Annotated in this window: 13 protein-coding genes; 9 read left to right on the forward strand and 4 right to left on the reverse strand. The window is 71.4% G+C overall.

Annotated features, from left to right (window positions below):
• Window positions 1–114: 114 nt before the first annotated feature.
• The 3 genes from pulA to ABD208_RS02490 all read left to right on the forward strand — a co-directional run bounded on the left by pulA (window position 115) and on the right by ABD208_RS02490 (window position 6,892).
• A complete protein-coding gene (gene pulA, locus ABD208_RS02480; protein ID WP_344099142.1) occupies window positions 115–5,769 on the forward strand; it encodes a pullulanase-type alpha-1,6-glucosidase in 5,655 nt (1,884 codons plus the stop codon).
• Window positions 5,770–5,934: 165 nt separating this feature from the next.
• Window positions 5,935–6,279 carry a hypothetical protein gene (locus ABD208_RS02485; RefSeq protein ID WP_344099144.1) on the forward strand — a complete coding sequence of 115 codons (345 nt, stop codon included), beginning with the start codon at window positions 5,935–5,937 and terminating at the stop codon, window positions 6,277–6,279.
• Window positions 6,280–6,466: 187 nt separating this feature from the next.
• Complete coding sequence (locus ABD208_RS02490; RefSeq protein WP_344099146.1) at window positions 6,467–6,892, forward strand: DUF4190 domain-containing protein; 426 nt, start codon at window positions 6,467–6,469, stop codon at window positions 6,890–6,892.
• Between the two features lie 13 nt (window positions 6,893–6,905).
• Here the strand turns inward: ABD208_RS02490 and purU are convergent, their stop codons facing one another.
• A complete protein-coding gene (gene purU / locus ABD208_RS02495; protein ID WP_344099148.1) occupies window positions 6,906–7,778 on the reverse strand; it encodes a formyltetrahydrofolate deformylase in 873 nt (290 codons plus the stop codon).
• Window positions 7,779–7,925: 147 nt separating this feature from the next.
• Here purU and ABD208_RS02500 point away from each other — a divergent pair, with 147 nt between their 5' ends.
• Window positions 7,926–8,435, forward strand: a complete 510-nt coding sequence (locus ABD208_RS02500) for a GNAT family N-acetyltransferase (protein ID WP_344099150.1) — start codon at window positions 7,926–7,928, stop codon at window positions 8,433–8,435.
• A gap of 21 nt (window positions 8,436–8,456) precedes the next feature.
• On the opposite strand, the gene ABD208_RS02505 is transcribed toward ABD208_RS02500, so the two are convergent.
• Both ABD208_RS02505 and ABD208_RS02510 read right to left on the reverse strand, forming a co-directional pair.
• Entirely contained in the window at window positions 8,457–9,209 is a 753-nt protein-coding gene (locus tag ABD208_RS02505) for an ATP-binding cassette domain-containing protein (RefSeq protein ID WP_344099153.1), read from the reverse strand.
• Window positions 9,206–10,390 (reverse strand): ROK family transcriptional regulator, encoded by a 1,185-nt coding sequence (locus ABD208_RS02510; protein ID WP_344099155.1) that lies wholly within the window; start codon window positions 10,388–10,390, stop codon window positions 9,206–9,208. The genes ABD208_RS02505 and ABD208_RS02510 overlap by 4 nt, the downstream gene beginning before the upstream one ends.
• Window positions 10,391–10,552: 162 nt before the next feature.
• On the opposite strand from ABD208_RS02510, the gene chvE reads away from it, so the two are divergent.
• The 3 genes from chvE (at window position 10,553) to mmsB (ending at window position 14,519) form a co-directional block, all read left to right on the forward strand.
• On the forward strand, window positions 10,553–11,677 hold the full coding sequence (chvE, locus tag ABD208_RS02515) for a multiple monosaccharide ABC transporter substrate-binding protein (protein WP_344099157.1): 1,125 nt from the start codon (window positions 10,553–10,555) through the stop codon (window positions 11,675–11,677).
• 128 nt (window positions 11,678–11,805) lie between these two features.
• Window positions 11,806–13,356 (forward strand): multiple monosaccharide ABC transporter ATP-binding protein, encoded by a 1,551-nt coding sequence (gene mmsA / locus ABD208_RS02520; RefSeq protein WP_344099159.1) that lies wholly within the window; start codon window positions 11,806–11,808, stop codon window positions 13,354–13,356.
• Entirely contained in the window at window positions 13,353–14,519 is a 1,167-nt protein-coding gene (gene mmsB, locus ABD208_RS02525) for a multiple monosaccharide ABC transporter permease (protein WP_344099161.1), read from the forward strand. Before mmsA ends, mmsB begins: the two co-directional genes overlap by 4 nt.
• Window positions 14,520–14,523: 4 nt before the next feature.
• Here mmsB and ABD208_RS02530 read toward each other — a convergent pair whose 3' ends face one another.
• Window positions 14,524–15,576: a LacI family DNA-binding transcriptional regulator gene (locus ABD208_RS02530; protein WP_344099163.1), complete on the reverse strand. Its 1,053-nt coding sequence runs from the start codon at window positions 15,574–15,576 to the stop codon at window positions 14,524–14,526.
• Window positions 15,577–15,694: 118 nt separating this feature from the next.
• Here ABD208_RS02530 and ABD208_RS02535 point away from each other — a divergent pair, with 118 nt between their 5' ends.
• The gene (locus ABD208_RS02535; RefSeq protein WP_344099165.1) at window positions 15,695–16,609 is read left to right on the forward strand and encodes a carbohydrate ABC transporter permease; all 915 of its coding nucleotides are present in this window, start codon (window positions 15,695–15,697) and stop codon (window positions 16,607–16,609) included.
• Window positions 16,609–17,472, forward strand: coding sequence for a carbohydrate ABC transporter permease (locus ABD208_RS02540; protein ID WP_344099168.1), 864 nt, complete (start codon window positions 16,609–16,611; stop codon window positions 17,470–17,472). The genes ABD208_RS02535 and ABD208_RS02540 overlap by 1 nt, the downstream gene beginning before the upstream one ends.
• Window positions 17,473–17,538 lie beyond the last annotated feature (66 nt).

The following is a 17,538-nucleotide window of genomic DNA, read 5'->3' on the forward strand; positions in this document are numbered from 1 at the left end:
AGGGGCCTCCGGTGCGACGATCGGGGCTTGCTGCAAAATTTTGCAAGCGTTACAGTCGCCGTGGTCCACCGCCGTCACGCGTGGACTCCCACCCAGGACGACGAAGGAGTCTCCATGCCAGCCGCACCCCCACCTCGCGCGCCCGGCCGCCGCCCGGCCGCGCTCCGGGCCCGGGCGCTCCGGACCGGTACGCCCGGCCGCAACGCGTTGCGACGCCCGGTGGCGACGGCCGCCGTCGGCTCCCTGATCGCCGTCACCGGCCTGGCCGGGATCAGCGCGGGGACGGCCGCCACCGCAGTCGCGGCCGACGCCGCCGCGGGGTCCGCCACCCTCGTCGGCAACCTGCAGACCGCCGTCGGCTGCGCCCAGAACTGGGACCCCTCCTGCGCGGCCAGCAGCCTCACGCCCGCGGGCGACGGCACCTTCACCGCCGAGTTCGAGCTCCCGGCCGGCACCTACGAGTACAAGGTCGCCCTCGACGGCACCTGGGACGATTCCTACGGCCGCGAGGGCGGCGCGGACAACGCGCCGCTCCACCTCGAGGCCCCGGCCACGGTCCGGTTCACGTACGACGACGCCACCCACCTCACGGCCCTGGTCCCCCTGGACCTGGCCGGCGAGTACACCGAGGCCGACGGTGCCCTCGTCGCCGAGCCCGTCCGCCAGCCCGGCTCCGACGAGCGCTTCTACTTCGTCATGACGGACCGCTTCGCCAACGCGGACCCGTCGAACGACGAGGGCGGCCTGGCCGGCGACCGCCTCACCACCGGCTTCGACCCCACCGACAAGGGCTTTTACCAGGGCGGCGACATCGCCGGCCTGCGCGGCAAGCTCGACTACATCGAGGGAATGGGCACGACGGCGATCTGGCTCACCCCCAGCTTCCTCAACCGCCCCGTGCAGGGCGAGGGTGCCGACGCCAGCGCCGGCTACCACGGCTACTGGATCACCGACTTCACGCGGATCGACCCGCACCTCGGCACGAACGCGGAGCTGAAGGCCCTCATCGACGACGCCCACGCGCGCGGCATGAAGGTCTACTTCGACATCATCACCAACCACACGGCCGACGTCATCGACTACGCCGAGGGCGAGTACACCTACGTCGACAAGGCCACCGAGCCCTACCGCGACGCCGCGGGCACCGCGTTCGACCCCGCCGACCACGCCGGCACCGGCACCTTCCCGGAGCTGGACCCCGCCACGAGCTTCCCCTACACCCCGGTGATCGCCGAGCAGGACAGGGAGGTCAAGGCCCCGGCCTGGCTCAACGACCCCACGCTCTACCACAACCGCGGCGACTCGACCTGGGCGGGCGAGTCGAACACCTACGGCGACTTCGTGGGCCTCGACGACCTCATGACCGAGCACCCGACGGTCGTGAACGGCATGGAGGAGATCTACAGGTCCTGGGTCGACCTCGGCATCGACGGCTTCCGCATCGACACGGTCAAGCACGTCAACCTCGAGTTCTGGCAGGAGTGGAGCACCACCATCCAGGACCACGCCCGCGCCCGGGGCAAGGACGAGTTCTTCACGTTCGGCGAGGTCTACGAGGCCGACGCCGCCAAGACCTCGCCGTACGTGCGCGGCACCGACATGTCCTCGGTGCTGGACTTCGCGTTCCAGGCCTCGGCCACCAGCTACGCGAGCGGCAACAGCGCGCAGCGCCTCGCCGACCTGTTCGCGAGCGACGACCGCTACACCACCCCGCACTCGTCGTCGACCGCCCTGCCGACCTTCCTCGGCAACCACGACATGGGCCGCGTCGGCTACCTGCTCGCCAACTCGGACGACCCGCTGCAGCGCGACGAGCTCGCCCACGAGCTCATGTACCTGACGCGCGGCCAGCCGGTCGTCTACTACGGCGACGAGCAGGGCTTCGCGGGCCCGGGCGGCGACAAGGACGCCCGCCAGACCCTCTTCGCCACGCAGGTCGAGGCGTACGCGAACCAGCAGCTCGTCACCGGCGAGCAGGCCGGCAGCACGGACCGCTACGACACGAGCGCGCCCCTCTACGAGCACATCAAGGCGCTCGCGGACCTCCGCGAGCAGCACCCGGCCCTGGCGACCGGCGCCCAGATCGAGCGCTTCGCCGCCGACGGCCCGGGCGTCTACGCCTTCAGCCGCGTGGACCGCACGGAGCAGGTGGAGCACCTGGTCGCGCTGAACAACGCGGCCGAGCCGTCCACGGCGTCGTTCACGACGCTGACGCCGGGCGCGTCGTACCGCGTGCTGTACGACGACGGCGCCGGGGCCCAGCCGGTCTCGGCGGACGCGAACGGCGAGGTCACCCTCACGGTCCCGGCCCGCTCCGCCGTCGTCCTGGTCGCCGACCGCAAGGTCGCCGCGGACGCCGACGGCTCGGTCGCCGTCGTCCCCGGCGAGGCCATGCGGCCCGGCGCCGCCGTCAGCGGCACCGCCCCGGTCGCCGCCGGGATCGACGACGCCTGGGCCGAGACGTCCTTCGCCTGGCGCGCCGTCGGCACGCAGGAATGGCACGCCCTCGGCACCGCCGAGGACACCACGCCGCGCGTCTTCCACGACCTCGAGGGCCTGCCCGAGGGCAGCCTGATCGAGTACCGCGCCGTCACGCAGGACGCCGACGGCGACCGCGCCGCCGCGAGCTCGTTCGGTTCGGTGGGCGTGGACGTGAGCGGCGTCGCGCCCGACGGGGGCGAGGACCCCGGCGACCTGTTTGTCACGGTCCCCGGCAGCCACAACTCCGAGATGGGCTGCGCCGGCGACTGGACCCCGGACTGCGAGGCCGCGCGCCTCACCGTCCGGGAGGACGGCACCTATGCCGGGACGTTCGAGGTCCCGGCGGGCAGCTACGAGTTCAAGGTCGCCGTCGGCGGCTCGTGGGCCGAGAACTACGGGGCCGACGGCGCCCGGGACGGCGCCAACCTCGCCTACTCCACGGGCGGCGGTCCGGTCACGTTCACCTGGGACCCGGGGACCAAGGTCCCGGCGGTCGAGACGGGCACGCCGGGCACGCCCGGCGAGGGCGGGCAGGCCGCGCACTGGGTGCGCGAGAACCTCGTGCTGGTGCCCGCCGAGAGGTTCGGGACGGGCGACGACTGGCGCCTGGTCGCGGGCGAGCCCGTGGCAGCGGAAGCCGGCGCGGAACCCGCGAACGGGGGAGCCGCCGGTGAGGACGACGCGGCAGGCGACGCGGCGTCGTCGTACACGATGACGCCGGGCGAGCTGCCCGACGACGTCGCCGCGGACTTCCCGCACCTGGCCGCCTACCGCGCGCTGCGGATCGAGGGCATGGACCGGGCGGCCGCGACGGCCGCGCTCCAGGGCGCCCTGCGCGTGGACCGCTTCGACGCCGCGAGCGAGACGCCCGATGAACCGACGGCCACCACCGGCGTGCAGCTCCCGGGCGTGCTGGACGACCTGTTCGCGCAGGACGCGGCGGACCGGACGCTGGGCGTCACGGTGGCGTCGAACCTCAGGACGGCGTCGTTCGCGCTGTGGGCGCCGACGGCCCGGAAGGTCGCGCTGCAGGTCTGGCCCGCGGGCCGGGACCTCGGGGCGGCGCCGGATGCCGTCGCCGCCGAGCGGCAGGCCGACGGGACGTGGACCGTCGACGGGAAGCGCGTCGTCATCGGTGGCAAGCACGGCAAGGACTACCCCTGGTACGGCGCGCGGTACCGGTACGCCGTCGAGGTGTACGTCCCGGCCACGGGGCAGGTCGAGACCAACGTGGTCACCGACCCGTACTCCGTGGGGCTGACGCTCGACTCGACGCACTCCGTCGTCGTCTCCCTCGACGACCGGCGCCACGCGCCGAAGGCGTGGCGGACGACGCCGGCGCCGGTCGTCGAGCGGCCGGTCGACCAGACGCTGTACGAGTTGCACGTGCGGGACTTCTCGATCTCCGACGAGACCGTGCCCGAGGCCCTGCGCGGGACCTACGGCGCCTTCGGCGTGCGCGGCTCCGACGGCATGACGCACCTGCGCGAGCTGGCCGACGCCGGGATGACCGGCGTGCACCTGCTGCCGACGTTCGACATCGCGACCATCACCGAGGACCGCGACGCCCAGGCCACCACCGGCGACCTGACCGGCCTCGCGCCGGACGGCGAGGAGCAGCAGGCCGCGGTCGCGGAGATCCAGGCCGACGACGGCTTCAACTGGGGCTACGACCCGTGGCACTTCTCGGTGCCGGAGGGCTCGTACGCGCGGCGGGCCGACGGCGGGGCGCGCGTGGCGGAGTTCCGCGGGATGGTCGGTGCGCTGCACGGCGCCGGGCTGCAGGTCATCCTCGACCAGGTGTTCAACCACACGACGGCGTCGGGCCAGGCGGACCGGTCCGTGCTCGACAAGGTCGTGCCGGGGTACTACCACCGGCAGAACGCGGTGTCGGGCGCCGTCGAGACCTCGACGTGCTGCCAGAACCTCGCCACCGAGCACGCGATGGGCCAGAAGCTCATGGTGGACTCCGTGGTCACGTGGGCGCGGGACTACCGGGTGGACGGGTTCCGGTTCGACCTCATGGGGCACCACTCGAAGGAGAACCTGCTCGCGGTGCGGGCGGCCCTCGACGAGCTGACCCTCGAGGACGACGGCGTCGACGGCAGGAGCGTGTACCTGTACGGCGAGGGCTGGAACTTCGGCGAGGTCGCGAACGGCGCCCGGTTCGAGCAGGCCACGCAGGGCAACCTGGGCGGCACCGGCATCGGCACGTTCAGCGACCGGCTGCGCGACGCGGTGCACGGCGGCTCGCCCGTGGACGGGTCCTCGATCTTCCGGCAGGGCTTCGGGACGGGGCTGTTCACCGACCCGAACGGCCGCGAGGGATCGCTCGGCGACGCCGGCTCCGTGAACGACGGCGACGCGGCGGAGTCCGCGGAGCTCGCGCACCAGACGGACCTGGTGAAGCTGGGCCTGGCGGGCAACCTGCGGGCGTACGAGTTCACGACGTCCGACGGCGCGACCCGGCGCGGCGACGAGATCGACTACCGGGGCGCGCCCGCGGGCTACGCGGACTCGCCGGAGGAGGTCGTCACCTACGTCGACGCGCACGACAACGAGACGCTGTTCGACCTGCTCGCGCTGAAGCTCCCGGCGGACACGCCGATGGCGGAGCGCGTCCGGATGAACACCGTGTCGCTCGCGACGACCGCGCTCGCGCAGACGCCGTCGTTCTGGCACGCCGGGACGGACCTGCTGCGGTCGAAGTCGCTGGACCGGAACTCGTACGACTCGGGGGACTGGTTCAACGAGATCGACTGGAGCGGTGCGAGCAACGGCTTCGGGCGCGGCCTGCCGATGGCGGCCGACAACGAGGACAAGTGGCAGTACCTGGGCCCGCTCCTCGCCGATCCGGCGCTCGCGCCGTCGTCGTCCCACATCGCGACGGCGTCCGGGCGGGCCACGGAACTGCTGGAGCTCCGGGGCTCGACGAGCCTGCTGCGGCTCGGCTCCGCCGGGCTGATCCAGGAGAAGGTCACCTTCCCCGGGACGGCGGCGGGCGCCGGTCACGAGGACCTGCCGGGCGTGATCGCGATGTCGGTCGACGACCTGGCGGGATCCACGGACGCGGACCCGGCGCTGGACGGTGTCCTGGTGGTGTTCAACGCGTCGCCCGACGACGCCGAGATCGGGCTCCCGGAGCTGGCGGGCCGTGACTACGAGCTCTCGCCGGTCCAGGCGGGCGGCGGCGACGCCGTCGTCCGGCGCACCACCTGGGACGCGGGCGCGGGGACGGCGACCGTACCCGCGCGGACGGTCGCGGTGCTGGTCAGCCCGCAGAACTGACGGGCACCGGGAGGACGGGTCCGGGCGCCGGCCCGAGCCGGCCGGATCGGGATGGGGAGAAGTCCCCGTCTCGATCCGGTCTCAGGTGGGGGTTTGTGGTGGCGGCGGAGGGTGTCTTGTGGGAGTCTCCGGTCGCACCTATCTGTCGAAAAATGTGAGGAAATCATGACGTACTCCGACGCCGGTCAGCAGCAGCAGCCCGTGGCCGGTGCCGAGGACCCCGGCAAGACGATGGGCGTCGTCGGCCTGATCCTGGCCTTCATCGCTCCGCTGATCGGCCTCATCGTGTCGATCATCGCGCAGAACAAGTCCAAGGCGGCAGGCTTCCAGAACGGCCTGGCCAAGGGCGGCATCATCGTCAGCATCATCGTGATGGTCCTCGCGATCGTCGCGACCATCATCATGGTCGTTCTCGCCGCGCAGGTCGGCACCGACGCGATGCAGCAGGTCTGCGACGCCTACGGCCCGGGCGTGCACGAGGTCCAGGGCCAGTCCATCACCTGCGAGTGACGGCGACGCCACCGGCGTGATCCCGGGTGGCCGTGACCGGCCGCGGTTCGGCAGTTCCGAACCGTGGTGGTCACGGCCACCCGGCGTTTCCGGGCCCGCGACGGCGCCGGAGGGCGGATGTGAAGATTCTGTGGCAGCCTGCTGGGACGGGTGCTCGTCCGGCGCCCGGACTCGAGGGAGGGCCACCATGACGATTCCCGGACCGGGGCAGCCGCAGTCGCCCGATCCCTACGGGCAGCAGCCGTCCGGGCAGGAGCCCTACGGCGGGCAGCCGTACACGCAGGGCCCTTCCGGGCACCAGCCCTACGAACAGCCGGCCGGCGGCCCCGGCAGCCAGAACCCCGGCAAGACGCTCGGCATCGTCGGGCTCGTCCTGTCGATCCTCGGCTGCACGGCTCTCATCGGCATCGTCGTGTCGGTCATCGGCCTGGTGAAGTCGCGCAAGGCGGGCCTGGGCAACGGCCTGGCCTGGGCCGGCATCATCATCGGCGTGCTCTGGCTGGTCATCGGGGGCATCGGCCTGGCGACCGGCGTCGGCGGGCTGATGGACAAGTGCTCCGAGCTGGGTCCGGGCACGCACCAGGTCGACGGCGTCACCTACACCTGCCCCTGAGCCGCCGCCCGGGTCAGCGGAAGACCACCGTGCGGTGGCCGTCCAGGAGGACCCGGTGCTCGGCGTGCCAGCGCACCGCGCGGGCCAGGGTGCGGCGCTCGGTGTCCTCGCCGATGCGGACCAGCTCGTCGATGGTCGCGGCGTGGTCGACGCGCTCCACGTCCTGCTCGATGATGGGGCCCTCGTCGAGGTCGCCCGTGACGTAGTGGCTGGTGGCGCCGATGATCTTGACGCCGCGGTCGTGCGCCTGCCGGTACGGGCCGGCGCCCTTGAACGACGGCAGGAACGAGTGGTGGATGTTGATGATCCGCCCGGCGTGGTCGCGGCACATCTCGTCCGACAGGATCTGCATGTAGCGCGCGAGCACCACGAGTTCCGCACCGGTCCCCGTGATCAGCTCCCGGATCGCCGCCTCCGACTCCGCCTTGGTGTCCCTGGTGACCGGCACGTGGTGGAACGGCTTGCGGTAGAACTCGGCGATGTCCTCGAGGTCGCGGTGGTTTCCCACCACGCCGACGACGTCGATCGGCAGGTGCTGCGACCGTTCCCGGTACAGCAGGTCCACCAGGCAGTGCGCCGCCTTGGAGACGAGCAGCAGCGTCGGGATCGGGCGCCCGGCGACGTCGAGGTCCCAGGTCATGTCGAAGCGCTCGGCGACGCCGCCGAGCGCCGTCGTCAGCTCCTCGCGCGACGCCGCGGCCTCCACCTGCACCCGCATGAAGAACCGTCCCGAGTAGGGATCGCCGAACTGCTGCGACTCCGTGATGTTTCCGCCGTGCTCGGCGAGCACGCCCGCCACGGCGTGCACGATGCCCGGCCCGTCGGGGCAGGAGAGCGTGAGGATCCAGTGCCGGGGCCGGTCGTCCGGGAGGTTCTGCGCGGTCACGAGGGAAGCGTATGGCGGACGACGCCGCCGCGCGCGCACGTCCCATCGCCGGATCGCGGCGGCCCCCGGCGCGGGATGCCTCGGGACACCTGTCCACGGAGCGCGAACAGGGCCCTGTCGCGGCCCGGACTCTGCGACGATGTCCGCATGAGCGACGCACCCACGAAGATCGCGTTGGTCGAGGACGACCACGCGGGCGAACTTCTCACCCTCCGCCGAGCCGCGTTCGTGACGGAGGCGCAGCTCTACGACGACCCCAGGATCCCGCCGCTGACGCAGACGCTGCACGAGCTGCGCGAGGACATGGCGCGCGACGACGTCGTGACCGTCGGCGCGTGGGAGGGCCACCGCCTCATCGGCTCGATCCGCGTGGAGCTGGAGGGCTCCAAGGCCACGCTCGGCCGGCTCGCCGTCGCGCCCGACAAGCAGGGCCTGGGCATCGGTACGCAGATGCTGATGGCGGTGGCGCCGTACCTGCCGCCGGACATCACCGAGGTGTGGGTGTTCACGGGCAAGGACTCGAAGCAGAACCTGTCGCTGTACACCAGGAACGGCTACGAGGAGCAGTTCGACCAGGCGGCCGGCGACCTCACCTACACCTACCTGCGGCGGGTGCTGGGCTCGGTCGAGGTCAAGGACGAGACCCCGGCGCAGTAGGGCCGCGCAGCGGGGCCGCCGCTACCTCCGCAGCCGGGTGGCCCCCGTGATCGCCGCCACGACCGCCTCGTGGGTGACCTCCGCCGCGGTGAACGAGCCGTTGTTGTGCCCGTGGCGGAGCACCTCGACGCGGTCGGCGACGGCGAGCACGTCCGACAGGTTGTGGCTGATGAGGATCACGCCGTGACCGAGGTCGCGCAGCGACTGGACGTGGGTCAGCACCTCCGCGGTCTGCGCGACGGACAGCGACGCGGTCGGCTCGTCGAGCACCACGACCTTCGGGTCGCCGAGCTGCGTCCGCGCGATGGCCACCGTCTGCCGCTGCCCGGCCGACAACGCCGACAGGGGCGTGCGCACCGACGGGATCCGTGAGGTCAGCGACGCGAGGATCTCCCGCGCGCGGTTCTCCATCGTGGCCTCGTCGAGGCCGAGGCCGCCCTTCCCGGCGAGCTCCTGCCCGAGGAACAGGTTCTGCACGACGTCGAGGTTCTCGGCCAGCGCGAGGTCCTGGAACACCGTGGCCACGCCGAGCGAGCGGGCCGTGGCCGGCGACCCCGGCGGCACGGCCTTCCCGTCCACGACGACGGTCCCGGCGTCGGGCGTGAGCACGCCCGCGATCACCTTGGCGAGGGTCGACTTCCCGGCCGCGTTGTCGCCGACCAGCGCGACCACCTCGTGCCGGTGCACCTCGAGGTCGACGCCGTCGAGCGCCCGCACGGGGCCGAAGGACTTGTGGAGGCCGCGCACGGAGAGCACGGGCTGGGAGCGGGTCACGACGTCGTGCCTCCCTGGGTGAGTTCGATCTGGGTCTGGCGGCGGGCCAGGGCGAGTGCGCCCAGTATCTCGGCTCGCTCGCCGAGTTCGCCCGCGAGCACCGGTACCGGGCCGTGGGTGGTCCGCACGGCGCGGGAGGCGACGGCCTCCCGCAGGGGCTCGAGCAGCACGTCACCGGCGCCGGCGAGCTCTCCGCCGACGACGACGGCCTCGGGGCCCAGCGTCGTGGCCAGGTCGCCGACCACCCGGCCGACGGCGCGCCCGGCGTCGGACAGGACGCGGCGGCAACCCGGGTCGCCGTCGGCCGCGCGCAGCAGCAGGTCCTTGAGCGTGAGGTCGCCGTGGCTCGCGCGGAGCAGCCCGAGCAGGGCCGGCGCGCTGACCACGGTGTCGAGGCAGCCGCGGTTGCCGCAGCGGCAGACCGGGCCGGACGGGTCGACCTGCACGTGCCCGATCTCGCCGGCCGTGCCGCCCCGGCCGCGGTGGAGGTTGCCGTCCAGCAGCAGGCCCGCCGTCGTCGTGTGCCCGATCCGGACGTAGGCGACGTCGCGGCGGCCGCGGGCCGCGCCGAGATCGTGCTCGGCGATCGCGCCGAGGTTCGCGTCCTTGTCGCCGTGCACGGGGCGTTCGATCCGCCGGGACAGCATGGTCGCGAGCTCGGTGTCCTCCCAGCCGCGCATCGCGCCGCGCAGGGCGAGCTCGCCGGTGGCCCCGTCGACCGGCGCCGGGAGCGCGAGGCCCAGCGCCAGCAGCTCGTCGTCGTCGGCCCCGACCTGCTCGAGCAGGTCCGCCACGAGCAGCGCGGCGCGGTCGAGCGTCGTGTCGACGCGGTGGTCCAGGGGGAGCGGCATGGACTGGTCGGCGACGACGTCGAGCGCGAGGTCGCTGAGCGCGACGCGCAGCGTGCGCGGGCCGACCTGGACGCCGGCCACGAGGCCGAGCTGGCGGGCCATCGTCACGCGGGTCGCCCGGCGCCCGGAGCGGGAGGTCGAGTGCGTCTCGACGACGCCCGCGGCGAGCAGCTCGCGCACGATCGTCGACACGGTCGCCGTGGAGACGCCCGTGGCCGACGCGAGCTCGACCTGGGTCAGCCCGCCGTACCGCTTGACCGCATCGACGATGCGGGCCCGGTTCGCCTCCCGCATGGAGGTCGCAGAGCCGGGCGTTCGGCTCCTGGTCACGCCGGAACTCTAACGCGAACGGGTCGGGGGTGACCGTGGCTTTGCGTTAGGGACTCGAACACAATAAGGTCACGATTCGCCGGACTGAGGTTGAACCCCGAACTCAGGGTGCTAGCGTCCGGGCGACCGGTTTTTCGACGACGAAAGAATGAGGAGACGACGATGTCACTGCGCCGTTTCGGCCGCATCGCCGCGGCACTGGCTGCCACCACACTGACCGTCGGCACCCTGGGCGCGTGCAGCGCCGAGCGTGCCGCCACCGAGGAAGAGGGCGGCGACGAGACGCTGGTCGGCATCGCGATGCCGACCCGCTCGCTCGAGCGCTGGAACAACGACGGCACCCACCTGGACTCGCTGCTCAAGGACGCCGGCTACGCCACCAGCCTGCAGTACGCCGACGACAAGGTCGAGCAGCAGATCACGCAGATCCAGAACATGGTCAACGACGGTGCCGACATCCTCGTCATCGCCTCGATCGACGGCACGGCCCTCGCGCCGGTGCTGCAGGAGGCGGCCGACAAGGACATCACGATCATCGCCTACGACCGCCTCATCAACGAGACCGAGAACGTGGACTACTACGCCACGTTCGACAACGAGCTCGTCGGCACGCTGCAGGGCGAGTACATCGTGGACCAGCTCGGCCTGGAGGACGGCGAGGAGGGCCCCTTCACGCTGGAGCCGTTCGCCGGGTCGCCCGACGACAACAACGCGAAGTTCTTCTTCAAGGGCGCCTGGGACGTGCTGTCCCCGTACATCGAGGACGGCGTGCTCGAGGTGCCGTCCGGCAAGGCCCCGGAGACCGTGGACGACTGGACCGAGGTCGGCATCCAGGGCTGGAAGACGGCCGGCGCGCAGTCCGAGATGGAGACGCGGCTGAACTCGTTCTACTCGGGCGGCGACAAGGTCGACGTCGTGCTCTCCCCGAACGACTCGCTGGCGCTGGGCATCGAGCAGGCGCTCGAGGGCGCCGGCTACGAGCCGGGCAAGGACTGGCCGCTCATCACGGGTCAGGACGCCGACGAGGCGAACACGAAGAACATGCTGGCGGACAAGCAGTCGATGACCGTCTGGAAGGACACGCGCACGCTGGGCGAGCAGGTCGCCACGATGGTGGACCAGATCGTCAAGGGTGAAGAGGTCGAGGTGAACGACACCGAGTCGTACGACAACGGCGTGAAGGTCGTGCCTTCCTACCTGCTGCAGCCGCAGGTCGTGACGAAGGACGACGTGGAAGAGGTCCTGGTGGGATCCGGGTTCTACGACGCGGCGGACCTGGGTCTCTGATCCGGGCTTGACGCCTTGAGTTTGCCCGGCTGCGCCGGGCGGGACGTCCCCGCCCGGCGCAGCCTCCTGGCCGACCGAGGCGACGGAAGCATGCGGCCTGGATCTGACTTCGGGGCACGGGAGAGAACATGACTGAGGTAAGCGGGGACCTTGTCCTCGAGATGCTGGGGATCACCAAGGAATTTCCTGGCGTGAAGGCCTTGCAGGACGTGAACCTGCAGGTCCGGCGTGGCGAGATCCACGCGATCTGCGGGGAGAACGGCGCGGGGAAGTCCACGCTGATGAAGGTGCTGTCCGGGGTGTACCCGCACGGGTCGTACTCCGGGGAGATCCGGCTGAACGGCGAGGCGGTGGAGTTCCGGGGGATCCGGGACAGCGAGGCCCGCGGCATCGTCATCATTCATCAGGAGCTGGCGCTGATCCCGCAGGTCTCGATCGCCGAGAACATCTTTCTCGGGAACGAGAAGGCCGGGGCCGGGGTGCTGGACTGGAATGCCACGCACCGCGCCGCCGCGGATCTGCTGGCCCGGGTGGGGCTGAAGGAGAATCCGGGGACGACGCCGTCGGAGCTCGGGGTCGGGAAGCAGCAGCTGGTGGAGATCGCCAAGGCGCTCTCGAAGAAGGTCGACGTCCTGATCCTCGACGAGCCGACCGCCGCGCTGAACGACGACGACTCCGAGCACCTGCTGCAGCTCCTGCGGGAGTTCCGGGACCAGGGGATGACCTGCATCATCATCAGCCACAAGCTGGGGGAGATCACCTCGGTGGCGGATCGGGTCACCGTCATTCGTGACGGGAGGACGATCGAGACGCTGGACCTGCACGGCGCGGAGCCGGTGACCGAGGACCGGATCATCCGGGGGATGGTCGGGCGGTCGCTGGAGAACCGGTTCCCGTCGCGGAACGCCACCATCGGGCAGGAGGTGCTGCGGATCGAGGACTGGACCGTGCACCACCCGGTGGACACCGAGCGGGTCGTCGTCGACCACGCGAACCTGAACGTGCGGGCCGGGGAGATCGTGGGGCTGGCCGGGCTCATGGGGGCCGGGCGGACCGAGCTGGCGATGTCGCTGTTCGGGCGGTCCTGGGGGACCAACATCTCCGGGCGCGTGTACAAGCACGGCAAGGAGATCCAGCTGCGGAACGTGCCCGAGGCGATCCGGCACGGGCTGGCGTACACCACCGAGGACCGCAAGAGCTTGGGGCTCAACCTCATCCAGACGATCCGGGAGAACATCTCGTCGTCGGCGCTCGGCAAGCTGATGGACTGGATGGGCGTGATCCGCGGAGAGGAGGAGATGACCGTCGCGGAGCGGTACCGGCGTGACTTCGGCATCAAGGCGCCGACCGTCGAGTCGGTGGTCGGCAAGCTGTCCGGCGGGAACCAGCAGAAGGTCGTGCTGTCCAAGTGGGTCTTCAGCGACCCGGACGTGCTCATCCTCGACGAGCCGACGCGCGGCATCGACGTCGGCGCCAAGTACGAGATCTACTCGCTGGTGAACGCCCTCGCCGAGGCCGGCAAGGCCGTCATCGTCATCTCGTCCGAGCTGCCCGAGCTGATCGGCGTCTGCGACCGCGTCTACGCGGTGTCGCAGGGCCGGATCACCGGCGAGGTCCCGCGGGAGCGGGCGACACAGGAAGAACTCATGCGGTACATGACCATGGAGAAGACCCGATGAACACCGTCACCGAATATCTGGGTCGCAACGCACGTCAGTACGGGATCGTCGGTGCGCTGCTGCTCATCGTCCTGCTGTTCCAGTGGATGACCGGCGGGCGGCTGCTGCTGCCCGACAACATCATCAGCCTGATCCAGCAGAACGCCTACGTCATGATCCTCGCCATCGGCATGGTGATGGTGATCGTGGCGGGGCACATCGACCTGTCGGTCGGCTCGCTGGTCGCGTTCATCGGTGGCGCGGCCGCCATCATGATGGCGGACTGGGGCTGGGGCTGGCCGGCCGCGATCCTGGTCTCCCTGGTGCTGGGGCTGCTGATCGGCGCCTGGCAGGGCTTCTGGGTCGCGTACCTGGGCATCCCGGCGTTCATCGTGACGCTGGCCGGCATGCTGATCTTCCGCGGCCTCGCGATCGTGATCGTCGGCGAGACCAAGGCGGGCCTGCCGCAGGAGTTCATCGCCATCGCCGGCGGCGAGCTGCCCTCGGTGCTCGGCTTCGCGGGCGCGCTGGACGCCCTGACGCTGCTCATCGGCGTGCTCGGCATGGCCGGGTTCGTGTTCTCGCAGTGGCGCGCGCGCCGCGGCCTCATCAAGCACGACCTCGCCGTGGAGCCCATGGGGATCTTCCTCGCGAAGAACGTCGTGGTCGTCGTGCTGATCGGCATCCTGACCTACTGGATCGCGCTGCGGGCCACGCCTATCGTGCTGCTCGTGGTGGGCGGCCTGGTGCTGCTCTTCACGTTCGTGCTCAGCCGGACCGTGTTCGGGCGGCACATCTACGCCGTCGGCGGCAACCGGCACGCGGCCGAGCTGTCCGGCGTCCGCACGCGCCTGACCGACTTCATGATCTTCGTCAACATGGGCCTGCTGTCCGCGGTCGCGGCCATCGTGACGACGTCGCGCGCCGGCGCGGGCGTCGCGGCGGCCGGTCAGCTCTACGAGCTGGACGCGATCGCCGCGTGCTTCATCGGCGGCTGCGCCGTCCGCGGCGGCGTCGGCCGGATCTCGGGCGCGATGATCGGCGCGCTCATCATGGGCGTGCTGAACATGGGCCTGTCGATCCTCGCGGTCGACGCCGCCTGGCAGCAGACGATCAAGGGCCTGGTGCTGCTCCTGGCGGTGGCCCTGGACATCGTCAGCAAGCGCCGCGGCGCCTACGCCTGAGTCGTCACGGGGTGGAGCGGGGCGGCGCGGTGCTGCTCCGCTCCACCAGGCGCACCGGCACGACCTCGTGGGTGTCCGCCAGGTCCTCCGCGTCGCGGACCTGACGCAGGAGCAGGTTGACCAGGCGGCGGCCGATCTCCGCGAAGTCCTGCTCGATGGTCGTCAGCGGCGGCCAGAGCTGCGCCGACAGGTCGATGTCGTCGAACCCCACCACGGAGACGTCGCCGGGGATCGCGCGCCCGGCCTCGTGCAGGGCGCGGATCAGCCCGGCCGCCATCTCGTCGTTGGCCGCGAACACGGCGGTCACGCGCGGATCCGCGGCCAGCGCCCGTCCGGCGTCGTACCCCGACGCCGCCGACCAGTCCCCGCGCACCACCTCCGGCGCGGTCGCGCCGGCCTCGGCGAGCGCCTTCCGCCAGGACTCCTCGCGCTGCCGCGCGGGGGTGGAGTCCTCGGGCCCGGCCAGGTGATGGACGCATGCGTGCCCCAGGCCCAGCAGGTGTCCGACGGCGGTGCGCGCGCCCCCGGTCTGATCGGCGCCGACGGCGGGGTGGTGGCCCACGAAGCGCGAGTCGGACACCACCACCGGCAGGTGGGCCGGCAGCGCGAGCGTGTCGGGCGTCGCGGTCTCGGCGCGCACGATGATCAGCCCGTCGATGTCCTGGTGGGACAGCCGCGCGACCGCGGCCGAGACGTCGTCGGGCTCGGGTGAGGCGACGTCGACCAGCGTCACCGTGTACCCCTCCGCCTGCGCGGCCTCGACCACGGCCTCCACCGTGCGGGACTCGCCGGTGCGCGCGAGGCGGTGCGCCACCATCCCCACCGTCCCGAACTGCCCGTACCGCAGGGCGCGCGCGGCGCGGCTGGGGGAGTAGCCGAGCTGCTCCATCGCGTCACGCACGCGCCGGGCGGTGCCGGGCCGCACCGTGGCCTCGCCGCGGGCGACCCGGGACACGGTCTGTGCCGACACCCCCGCGAGCGCCGCCACGTCCATCATCGACGGGCCGGGCAGGGCCGGCCGTCGTCGGCCACCTGATCTGCGGCTGGACTCGCTCATGGAATTGACCTTACTGTGCGGCGACGTTGCGGTGGGGTAACTGTCGCCCGGGAATGTTTGCGTTAACAGTGCGCCGTGCGCCACAATCGCGTCACCCGATGCCGACGAGAGGACGAGGATGTCCGCACCACCACCCGTCGCCCGGCCCCGCCCGGCCGGCCGGCTCACCGCCCGCGTGTCCCGCGCGGGCATCGGCTTCGTGACGCCGTTCCTGATCGCGTTCGCCCTGGTCTTCGTGGCGCCGCTGGTCTACTCCCTGTACCTGAGCCTGTTCCGCACGCAGCTCATGGGCGGCACGCGGTTCGTGGGCCCGGCCAACTACGCCGAGGTGTTCCAGGACCCGAAGTTCTGGGACGGCGCCCTGCGCGTGATGCTGTTCCTCGCGGTGCAGGTGCCGGTCATGCTGGCGCTCGCCCTGCTCGCGGCGCTGGCGATCGACTCGGGACGGCTGCACGGCAAGCGGTTCTTCCGCGTGGCGCTCTTCCTGCCGTACGCGGTCCCGGGCGTCGTGGCAGCGATGATGTGGGGCTTCATGTACTCCGACCGGGTGGGCCTGACCGGCTCGCTCAACGACCTGGCGGGGTTCGAGCTCCTGGCGCCCTACACGAGAGGCTGGATCCTGCCGTCCATCGGCAACATCGTGACGTGGGAGTTCGTCGGCTACAACATGCTGATCCTGTACTCGGCGCTGAAGACGGTGCCGACGGAGACCTACGAGGCCGCGGCGATCGACGGGGCCGGCCAGTTCGGCGTCGTGCGCCACATCAAGCTGCCCGCCGTGCGCGGCGCGCTCGTGATCGCGACCGTGTTCTCGATCATCGGCAGCTTCCAGCTGTTCAACGAGCCGCAGATCCTGCGCGAGCTCGCGCCGAACCTCATCGCGACCTCGTACACGCCCAACATCTACGCCTACACCCTGAGCTTCCGGGGCAACCAGGTGAGTTACGCGGCCACCGTCGCGATCGTGATGGGCGTGATCACCGCGCTGATCGCCTACCTCGTGCAGCTGCGCGGGATGCGGAGGGAGGACTGATGGCGGGCTACAGCTACTCGCGTCCGCGCAAGTCCGTCACCCTGACGGTGCTGCTCGGTTTCCTCGTGGTCTACTCGATCCTGCCGCTGACCTGGATGCTGTTCGGCATCACCAAGGACCAGCCGGACCTGCTCGGCTCGTTCGGCCTGTGGTTCGGCGACAGCTTCTCGCTGTTCTCGAACCTGCGGGAGGTGTTCACGTACGACGGCGGCATCTTCACCCGCTGGTTCGTCAACACGGTGATCTACGTCGTGGTGGGCGCGGGCGGCGCGACGCTGCTGGCCACCGCCGGCGGCTACGGCCTGGCCAAGTACCGGTTCCGGGGGCGCAAGGCGGTGTTCGCGGTCGTGCTCGGCGCGATCGCCGTCCCGGGGACCGCCCTGGCCGTCCCGACGTTCCTGATGTTCAGCGAGATCGGGCTGACCAACACGATGTGGGCGGTCATCCTGCCGTCGCTGGTCTCGCCGTTCGGGCTGTACCTGATGTGGGTGTTCGCCGCCGAGGCGGTGCCCACCGAGCTGCTGGAGGCCGCGCGGGTGGACGGCGCGAGCGAGCTGCGCACGTTCTTCACGATCTCGCTGCGGCTGCTGGCCCCGGGCGTCGTCACCGTGCTGCTGTTCGCGATCGTCGCGACCTGGAACAACTACTTCCTGCCCCTGATCATGCTCAACGACCCGAACTTGTTCCCCCTGACGCTGGGCCTGTACCGCTGGCTCGCCGATGCCTCCGGCATCGGCGCCGCGCCGGTGTTCCACCTGGTCATCACGGGGGCGTTCCTGACGATCGTGCCGATCGTCGTCGCGTTCCTCGTGCTGCAGCGGTACTGGCAGTCCGGCCTCAGCGCGGGGTCCGTCAAGCAGTAGGCCGTACGACGACGTCGCCGCCGGCCCGCGGCGCAGGTGGCGGGCGCGGCGTCGTCGTCGGACACG

This window comes from Myceligenerans crystallogenes, assembly GCF_039529775.1.
GTDB lineage: Bacteria > Actinomycetota > Actinomycetes > Actinomycetales > Cellulomonadaceae > Myceligenerans > Myceligenerans crystallogenes.

Bases quoted from the DNA above. Each gene is read 5' to 3' on its own strand.
- pulA (WP_344099142.1), top strand. From the start codon at position 115: ATGCCAGCCGCACCCCCACCTCGCGCGCCCGGCCGCCGCCCGGCCGCG.
- ABD208_RS02485 (WP_344099144.1), top strand. From the start codon at position 5,935: ATGACGTACTCCGACGCCGGTCAGCAGCAGCAGCCCGTGGCCGGTGCC.
- ABD208_RS02490 (WP_344099146.1), top strand. From the start codon at position 6,467: ATGACGATTCCCGGACCGGGGCAGCCGCAGTCGCCCGATCCCTACGGG.
- ABD208_RS02500 (WP_344099150.1), top strand. From the start codon at position 7,926: ATGAGCGACGCACCCACGAAGATCGCGTTGGTCGAGGACGACCACGCG.
- chvE (WP_344099157.1), top strand. From the start codon at position 10,553: ATGTCACTGCGCCGTTTCGGCCGCATCGCCGCGGCACTGGCTGCCACC.
- mmsA (WP_344099159.1), top strand. From the start codon at position 11,806: ATGACTGAGGTAAGCGGGGACCTTGTCCTCGAGATGCTGGGGATCACC.
- mmsB (WP_344099161.1), top strand. From the start codon at position 13,353: ATGAACACCGTCACCGAATATCTGGGTCGCAACGCACGTCAGTACGGG.
- ABD208_RS02530 (WP_344099163.1), bottom strand. From the start codon at position 15,576: ATGAGCGAGTCCAGCCGCAGATCAGGTGGCCGACGACGGCCGGCCCTG.
- ABD208_RS02535 (WP_344099165.1), top strand. From the start codon at position 15,695: ATGTCCGCACCACCACCCGTCGCCCGGCCCCGCCCGGCCGGCCGGCTC.
- ABD208_RS02540 (WP_344099168.1), top strand. From the start codon at position 16,609: ATGGCGGGCTACAGCTACTCGCGTCCGCGCAAGTCCGTCACCCTGACG.